Annotated in this window: 7 protein-coding genes and 1 pseudogene; 3 read left to right on the top strand and 5 right to left on the bottom strand. The window is 60.3% G+C overall.

The annotated features are described in order from the left end of the window. Nucleotides 1-297 precede the first annotated feature (297 nt). The 3 genes from ACI3K3_RS25035 to ACI3K3_RS25025 form a co-directional block, all read right to left on the bottom strand. A complete protein-coding gene (locus ACI3K3_RS25035; RefSeq protein ID WP_404918725.1) occupies nt 298-1641 on the bottom strand; it encodes a replication initiator protein A in 1344 nt (447 codons plus the stop codon). A gap of 108 nt (nt 1642-1749) precedes the next feature. Next, nucleotides 1750-2766, bottom strand: a complete 1017-nt coding sequence (locus ACI3K3_RS25030; RefSeq protein WP_404918723.1) for a ParB/RepB/Spo0J family partition protein — start codon at nt 2764-2766, stop codon at nt 1750-1752. Beyond that, the gene (locus tag ACI3K3_RS25025) at nt 2763-3962 is read right to left on the bottom strand and encodes an AAA family ATPase (protein WP_404918721.1); all 1200 of its coding nucleotides are present in this window, start codon (nt 3960-3962) and stop codon (nt 2763-2765) included. The genes ACI3K3_RS25030 and ACI3K3_RS25025 overlap by 4 nt, the downstream gene beginning before the upstream one ends. 319 nt (nt 3963-4281) lie before the next feature. Between ACI3K3_RS25025 and ACI3K3_RS25020 the strand changes: the two genes are divergently transcribed. Beyond that, nucleotides 4282-5634, top strand: coding sequence for an anti-phage deoxyguanosine triphosphatase (locus ACI3K3_RS25020; RefSeq protein ID WP_404918719.1), 1353 nt, complete (start codon nt 4282-4284; stop codon nt 5632-5634). 549 nt (nt 5635-6183) lie between these two features. Then, entirely contained in the window at nt 6184-7338 is a 1155-nt protein-coding gene (locus tag ACI3K3_RS25015) for a MucR family transcriptional regulator (RefSeq protein WP_404918717.1), read from the top strand. Nucleotides 7339-7386: 48 nt separating this feature from the next. Here ACI3K3_RS25015 and ACI3K3_RS25010 read toward each other — a convergent pair whose 3' ends face one another. Together ACI3K3_RS25010 and ACI3K3_RS25005 are read right to left on the bottom strand one after the other, a co-directional pair. Beyond that, complete coding sequence (locus tag ACI3K3_RS25010) at nt 7387-7554, bottom strand: hypothetical protein (RefSeq protein ID WP_404918715.1); 168 nt, start codon at nt 7552-7554, stop codon at nt 7387-7389. Between the two features lie 122 nt (nt 7555-7676). Next, nucleotides 7677-7925, bottom strand: a complete 249-nt coding sequence (locus tag ACI3K3_RS25005) for a PAS domain-containing protein (protein WP_404918713.1) — start codon at nt 7923-7925, stop codon at nt 7677-7679. A 27-nt stretch (nt 7926-7952) separates the two neighbouring features. On the opposite strand from ACI3K3_RS25005, the pseudogene ACI3K3_RS25000 reads away from it, so the two are divergent. Beyond that, nucleotides 7953-8033 (top strand): annotated as a pseudogene (locus ACI3K3_RS25000) (IS5/IS1182 family transposase); the annotation flags it as partial.

Raw genomic sequence — 8033 nt, 5'->3', positions numbered from 1 at the left:
CTCTTTGGGGGGATGGGCGCTTTGCCATGCGGAAGCCTTAGGTCCGGTAGGCAACCCCGGCGACGGTATATGGACTCGCCAAGAACACGCTCGTGGCCGAAGCCCTCGACGACGAATGCTCGGCAAATGCGAGGCAACCCGCGCTCGCCATTGGCGCTCGCTGAGGCAGGCGTTGATCGCCAGGGATCAAGCACCGCTAACGGTGCCTGTGTGCATGAGCGGGCAGGGGGCTCCAATCGAGCCGGTGAAATTGCGCGGTGAGGGAAGGCGGGCGAACCGAGGGTCTCGCCAGCGAGGTCAGAAACCGGGTAGCTGGTACTTGTTGCGCTCGTGGTGCTTCTTCATGAAGCCGTAGAAGCGCTTGGAGTAATTGCGCGGCAGCTCTGTCGGATTGGCACCGAGGAATTCGTCGAACGTCTTCATGAGGACGTCAAGATCCCAACCGGGGCACTCCTCGCGAATAGCCTGGTAGATTTCGCGATCGAGGATGTCCTGGGCCCGACTGCCGCGCGGCGGCTGCGGTGCTTGCCTGGCAGCCTCTCCATAGACCTCGGCATGCGGATCCGCCGGGTTGGTGTCTTCGAACTTCAGGCTTGCCGCCGTGCGCGTCAGAAGCCCGCGGGTGAGGCGTGGATCGACAAATTCCTCGGCCGAGGCAGTCGCGATTTGCGACACCGGCTTCGCAGGAGAAGCGGCGGCAGATGAAGTTCGTGAACGCGAAGGGGCCGCACGCTGGGGCGAGGGCAGGGGAGGGGCCTTGGCGTTATTTGCCGGTCGTCCTTCCAGGTATTTTCTCATGACCATCTTGAGCTTGGGGCGCGGCGTTTCGGCACCGATTACCTCGAGATCGATCTCGGGAAGGCTGTTTGCGCGCGCCAGTTCAAGGATCTTGTTCTTGAATGAGGGAAGGGAGCTTTCGCTGCCGCTCTTTTGGTGCAGCGTCTCAAAGCCTATCGTGAACCCCTCGGCGCCATTACCGCCGGCGTGCTTGCGGCTCGCTCGGTACAGCCATTTGCCAAGCCCGCTGGTGATTTCGAAATAGAGCGGCGAGATGGCGAGGACGTTCCGCTTGTCCATCACCCCTTCGAAGAACCACTTCGACAGCGTGATCTCCATACCGAGGGAACGCTGGGTCTTCTCGTCGACCAAGTGCGTATAGCTATCGATCCACGAGAACGTCGTCTCGCGCGTCTTGGAGTTCGCACGGATGTTGGTCTTGATCGTGGTCGCCTGGAGGCGATCAAGCGCAGCGATCAAGCGCTCGTAGGCACGCCCGCTGACACCCCAGCAAATCCGCCGCAGCAGGTCGCCGGGCTGAAGCCGGATGGTAGCTGAGAGATCGTTGTCGCCGCGCTCGCGCAGCTCGTTCAGGTGCGACGCCAGATAGATCATGATGTCCGCGTCCCAGATCGTCGCCATGCCGTACTCGGGATTGGCGGAGACATGGACGTGAACGGTCTTGTCCGGGCTCAGGTAATCGATGGGCTTGATGCGCTTCTTCTTCGCCAGGCTGAAGAAGGGACGCTGCATGGTTTCCTGATAGTCGCGCAGCGAGATGTCGCTGAAGTCGGGCAGCGTGAAGAACATCTCGAACTGGACTTTCCGGCCGCCTGCGGTGGCCGGTGACGCATCAGAAGTCACACTGCAAACCCATCCATCTCTATCGCGTCCCACGCGTGGGACATCTTGCTTAAGATATTGAAATATAGTCTAAAAAATTGGTTTCACAGAGTTGCGAAGCCACAGGTCTCAGCGACCCGGCTTGCGATTTATCTTGGCGTTGTCGATCAGCGGTCGGAGCGCCTCGAGGATTTCGTCCGTCGACAGTTCGCTAGGCGTCAGCGTCAAGGTGAGACCGCGGCCCCGATCCTGATCGACCTGTCCAATTCGCGTACCCCCGGCCTCGATCACCGTTTTCTGCGATCGGCCGCGACTGGTCGTGGTCGTCGCCTTGACCAGGCGGGCGACGACTTCGGCGCCGGCTATCGGTTCCTCGTCGCCGGATTGCCGGAAGCTCTGCTCGTTTGCGATGTGGACAGCAGCTTCCTCCATCTTCGCAAGGCTCGCTGAATTGCGAATGAGCGGGAGGAGCTTGTCGCCGTACCGGACGTGGAGATCCATCGGCGAATTGAAAGCGCTGACAATGGACTGCGGGATCTCGGTGAGGCCGATGTACCGGGCAAGGCTGGACTTCGAGAGTTTGACGCGATCGGCCATCTTAGCCTGGACGCCGTCGTAATATGCGTCGACCGCGGCCTTGTAGTTGAGGCCACGCTCGAGGTCCGAAATATCCTCGCGCTCGCGGTTCTCGATGTCGGCAAGCCGGAATGCGGCCTCGTCATCGATGTCCTCTATGATCGCAACGAGTTCGATGTCGGGATAGTGGTTGGCATTGAGCCAGCTGACCGCCCAGTGACGCCGGGTCCCGGTGATCAGCTCGTAGGGACGTTCTGCTCCCTTGGGTGATCGGCGAACGACCACCGGAATGCGATTGCCGTTCTCGGCCTGCAGGGAGTCAATGAGCGAGCGTACGCGAACTTCCGACAACATCGCATAATCGCGGGCGTTACCGGGCCAGATCGAGCATTCGGAAGGCTTGAGGCGGATCGATGGCTTCTTTACCATGCGCGCGGCCTCGCCGAACGCGTCGAGGCGCTTGCTTGTGAAATTCGCCCGCGGCTCGGCGGGGGGCGCTTCGTTGGCGACGACGATCGGTTCGGCGGGGCCTGCTGCGAGCGCTTCGCCAATCATGGACCTCCGGCTCATGCTGCAGCACTCGCAAGAGCGTCAGCCGCGCGCCCGGCGATGCTGGTCGATGACCACTGCTGGCGCATTTGCTGGACAACCTCGTTGAAGACGGCATCCAGGTTTTCTCGGCAGCGATTGTAGGTGGCGTGCGAGGCGGAAGGTTTGCTCTCGTAAACCGATCGGAACGCCTGGGTGGCGTTCTTGATTTCCTCAGAGGCAAGAATGGGTTGGCTAAGCAGATAGGTGCCGTAAGTCGCCTGCATCATCTTCCACATATCGTTCTCGCCCGGCTTGCTGGGCGTGTAAGTCGAGCAGACCACGCGGATGAAGCCGTAGTCGACCGGGGTGTCGTTGGCCTCAAGCACTTCGATGTTTTCCGCGATGGTGTTCATGAAGTGGATGGTCGAGAGGTAGTCGAGCTGGCGTGCCGGAACTGGCACCAGGAGCCCGGTCGCCGCGGCCATGACGTTGAGACCGAGGAAGCCCATTGCTGGCGGCGGATCGAGCAGGATGACGTCAAAGTCCTTGATCACGCTCGTGATGCCAATGCGGAGCCGCTGGAGACCTTCCCGCACGGCCTGACCGCCTTCCCGCAAGGTCGCGGTGAGATCCCATTCGGCATCCTGAAGACCAAGACTCGAAGGAATGATCTTGATCGTCGGCCAGGCCGTATCGTGGATGGATGCAGTAAAATCGTCGAAGTTGCTGCGCGGCGAGAGGAAATTGCCGAGCGTCTCTTCCTCATCGAGCAATGTCTCCGGCTTGATATCGAACATTGTGGTCGTCGATGCCTGCGGATCGCAGTCGATCACCAGGACCTTGTAGCCGTGCAGCGCGAGGTAGTCGGCGAAATGCTTGGTGATCGTCGACTTGCCGACACCGCCCTTGAAGTTCTGAACCGCAATGACGACAGCATCCTCGTCCGCGGACTTGCCTGGATGGATTCCCAGGGCCTCGCGGATCAAGGTGAGGTCCTCAAGGGCATAGTACCGGCGGCCGTTTGCCAACTGCTTGGGAGCGGGCAGTCGACCTTCCTTTTCGGCCTTGGCAAGAGCTTCCGGGGTCCGACCAACCAATTCGGCGGCAATCCCCGGTCCGAACGTCATGTCGAGAACCTTGCGGTCTTCCGGATTGAAAACGATTTTCTTGACCCGATCGCTCATCTCTTCGCACGTACGCGTGATCGCGCGCAGCGTGTTGACGGTGTACGACATCGGCTCTTGGCTCCCTGTGAATCAGCTTAGCTGCTTCGGTTCGTGTTCAAAGAGCAGAATTATGCATGAAAGTCAAACCTGTGCCAATCTGCGGCTCCGGAGCCGAACGACGCAAGATTTTACGACCGTGATGCAAACTGGGGTTGTCGTGGCGGCTTAGCTTACGAACTCGGGAGGCCATCGACCGATTTGCTTCCTGCGCGAAAGCATTGCGAAGCCACCGAATTGCGGAAAAGACGGGGGTATGAGGGTTCCGGCGCCGCCTCGCGGTGACTAGGCTACCCGGGGTTGCCGGCTACGAACGAGACCGTGCAGGAGAGTGAAGTCGCAGATGAATTGGTACGCAAGACAGGAAAGCTGGCAGGCCCAAAACAGCGACGCCCGCGATGAAGCGGATATCGACTATTCGCGGGTAATCCATTCCGCATCGTTCCGGCGCCTGCAAGGCAAGACGCAGATCCTGAACCTCGGGGACAGCGACTTCTATCGGACCCGGCTTACCCATTCGCTTGAAGTCGCTCAGATCGCGGGCGGTATCGCCCGCCAGTTCCGCAAGGATTTTCCCGAGCACCCTGCGATTCCTCACCTGCCTGAGCATAGTCTCTTGCAGGCGATCGGCAACACGCACGACCTCGGCCACCCTCCGTTCGGCCACGGAGGCGAGGTGGCGCTCAATTACTGCATGCGCGAGGCGGGCGGGTTCGAGGGCAACGGGCAGACATTGCGCATCCTCTCCCGATTGGAACAGTTTTCGGCAGGAGCTGGCGCCAATCTTATGCGCCGTACCTTGCTCGGCGTTTTAAAGTACCCGGTTCCCTATTCGCAGGCCTATAATCCGGCGTGTCCCCCGCGGCTGAACGGCCGAACCACCGCAATCAGCATCATCGACCGTGCGGCATCCAAGCCGCCAAAATGCTATCTCGATACCGAACGCGATGTCGTGCAATGGGTGCTCGAGCCACTTTCCAGTGCCGATCGGGAGAAGTTCACAGCTCTTTTCCCTCAGAACGGAAAGCATCACAAATCCGTCCATAAATCGTTCGATTGCAGCATAATGGATGCTGCTGACGATATCGCTTTTGGGGTTCACGATCTGGAGGACGCGCTTGCGCTCCGGCTGGTGGACGAGGGGACATTCCGGGCGCTGGTTCCGGAAGAAAGCTGTGCCTCGTTCCTCTCCTACCTCAAGCATAAGTATCCGCAGGAATCCGAGAACAACGTCTATGAGCGACTGATCGCAATGTTGTTCGGCGAGGGGGGCGAACGCAAAAGATGTATTGGCCGGATGGTCGGACACCTGATCACCCATTGCGAGATCGAAACTCATGAAGAGTTTGACGATCCTGTGATCCGTTACCGGGCCGGGATGCGGGTTGGCCCAAAGGCCTTTCTCGGCGCGCTTAAGGACGCAGTCTATCGCGCCGTCATCCAGAGTGCAGGCGTCCAGCAACTCGAATTCAAGGGCCAGAAGATGGTTGTGTCGGTCTTCGAGGCGCTATCCTCCGAGCCCCATCTTTTGCTGCCGCAGGACCAGCTTTCAAGGGTCCGTCATGGTGAAGATGTCCCAAGAGTCATCTGCGACTATATAGCCAGCATGACCGACGGCGCCTTGCTCAAGGCCTACGATCGGCTGTTCAGCCCGCGGATGGGTTCGATCTTCGACCAGATCTGAAAGAACGCACCGCGCTGGCGAAGCAGGGTGGGGCCAGGAGAATGCCGGAGCGCACATCAGCCTGCGCTGCGTTCTACCGGTTGGTCATGATGTTGGAAGTGTCTTGCGGGCAGGTCGGTCATCAACTCGCGTTGGCCGCAAGCTTGAGCCAGGATGTTAATCTTGATCTGCCGTTCGGCGAACAGATGTTCCTAGAGCAGTAGGTCTGATGCCCGCAAATCACGGCCTTGCCAAAACTGAAGGGACTTCTCGCGCGTCCACCAGGCAGCCAATCGTGCTGTTTACGAACGTGCACTGGTGCTGCGACCGGTTCCGACCTCATCCTTGATCGCGGCGCGAGGCTTTTCAGCACTATGAACGAGATGAAGGTAGCCCGGTAGCGTAGCCGGTAGTATCCTTACTTCGCCCGTTTCGTCGTACCGGCGCAGCGGTGAGCGGTATCATGACTGGGCGCCGCAACAGCTGCGAAATGGCGGGATGGCTCTTTACTTGTGAGCCGTTAAGGGGAAAGACATTTTCATCCGATGATTTTACTGAGGAAATGCCCAAATGTCCCAAGCCGAGCAGCCGGAACTGACGCGCCTCACCGTCGAACTGCTGAGCGCGTTCGTAGCGAACAACGCTGTCCCCAGCAGTGAATTGCCGGGCTTGATCGAGACGACCCGGGCGGCGCTTGCCGGCAATACGAAGGAAACAGGCGAGGCGGTGCCGCACCACACCCCGGCTGTGTCGGTAAAGGACAGTCTTTCCTCGAACGACCACATTGTGAGCCTGATCGATGGAAGGCCCTATAAAGCCTTGAAGCGGCATCTTGCGAGCAATGGATTGACGCCAGAGCAGTATAAGGCGCGCTATAACCTCCCTGCCGATTATCCGCTGGTCGCACCCAGCTATTCCGACCATCGCCGCAAGGTTGCAAAGGCCATGGGGCTAGGCGGCAAAGCGGAAGCTGGCCGTGCCGCACGTGAAACGGCCGAGGCCGTGAAGGCGCCGACCGAAGCCGCACCCGCGAATCCCAAGGCATTGACTGCCGCTATGGCGGCCGCCGAGGCGCCAGGCAGCAAACAGCCCGCCGCCAGGAAAAGAGCTGTCAAGGCGAAGAAGGCCGGCGCAGGCAACGCTGCTGCGGAGACGCGCACCTCGAAAAAGAAAAGTGCGGCGCCGGCGAAAGGGGCTACGCTGCAGCCTGCGAAGTCGCGGCGGCCTGACATGAGCACCGCTGTTGCCATGCCAGCTGCAAAGCCCGCCCGCAAACTGGCTTTGCTCAAGGGACTGATGGCCGAGGCAATCCAGGGTAACAGCGATAGCACCAATGCGGTCGCCTCGCCTGTCAGCGCCGAGCCCAAGCCGAGCGGTACTGGCAGCGCCCCCGGGGCGGCCGAGGCTTCGCCGACCACGACGGAGAAACTGGTTACCCGCGCAAAGGCGAACCCGGCTCGCAAGATGGCGCATCCGAAATCGGCTGCCGCCGCGCCGTTACAGGCCGAAGCTACCGCCTCTCGATTGCTGGCGGTGGCCGGGCCGAGCTCGAACAAGACGCCCGGGGTCAAGTCCGACTCCCTGACGGCTGAAACGAGTTCCTCCGCTGCAGCAAGCCCGGTCACCAGGACGAGGCGCGAGCGCAAGGCGCGCCCAGGCATTAAGGGCGGCTCCAATGAGGGCGTGAAGCTGTCACCTGCGGCGGCGAAGAGCAGCGACACCTGAACTCGCGCTCTCGGCAGCAACGCCGAAAACTTCATATTTCCATGCAGTCTATACCCGGCGGGCCAGCATTGGTCCGCCGTTTTTCTGGTAGGCGACCTTGCGATCGATGGCCGCCGCATAGCGGGCGAGCGCATTTTTGCTCTGGTTGATGGGGGCTAAAGAGGGGCGAGGTTCGGTGTCCGGACAGGCTGCCCCAAGAAGCAGCTCGAATAGCATGATGCTGCCTGTGAAGCTCGCCGATGCTCGATCGCCATTTTCGCGTCGGTGATATCTTCCGCGATGCCCCCGATGCGCGTGACATGGCCGTTTCCGGCCAGAGGGAAGTCGGTGTTTCGTAATCAGCGGAAGGTGCTATCGGACGGGCGTTGATTGCGGAACTCGTGGACAACGGCATCACCGTGCCGAGCTTGCTCAATATGTTCGAATGCGGTGCTGCGATCCTCCGGCACGATCGTTGCTGCCCATTTCTCGATGTCGCCAAGGAAGGCTTCGGGCTCGACGCCATAGATCGCGGCGACGGCGGGGCTGACATACTCCAACTCTAGGCGACAGACCCATAAATTGGATCCCCAAAGAGGCGGCAGCATGATTCACTCTCCGGAAGGAGACGAGGCATGGCACGGTTTGATCTGACGGATTTTGAGTGGTCGGTAATCGAGCCTTTGCTGCCGACAAAGGTGCGGGGCGTGAAGCGG

The sequence above is a fragment of the Novosphingobium sp. ZW T3_23 genome (assembly GCF_044987305.1).
In the GTDB taxonomy this organism is placed as follows: Bacteria; Pseudomonadota; Alphaproteobacteria; order Sphingomonadales; family Sphingomonadaceae; genus Novosphingobium.
This window is presented reverse-complemented; position numbering and strand designations above follow the sequence as displayed.

Coding starts and splice junctions, on each gene's coding strand:
- ACI3K3_RS25010 (WP_404918715.1), bottom strand. CDS start 7,554: ATGCTATTCGAGCTGCTTCTTGGGGCAGCCTGTCCGGACACCGAACCT.
- ACI3K3_RS25005 (WP_404918713.1), bottom strand. CDS start 7,925: ATGCTGCCGCCTCTTTGGGGATCCAATTTATGGGTCTGTCGCCTAGAG.
- ACI3K3_RS25030 (WP_404918723.1), bottom strand. CDS start 2,766: ATGAGCCGGAGGTCCATGATTGGCGAAGCGCTCGCAGCAGGCCCCGCC.
- ACI3K3_RS25015 (WP_404918717.1), top strand. CDS start 6,184: ATGTCCCAAGCCGAGCAGCCGGAACTGACGCGCCTCACCGTCGAACTG.
- ACI3K3_RS25025 (WP_404918721.1), bottom strand. CDS start 3,962: ATGTCGTACACCGTCAACACGCTGCGCGCGATCACGCGTACGTGCGAA.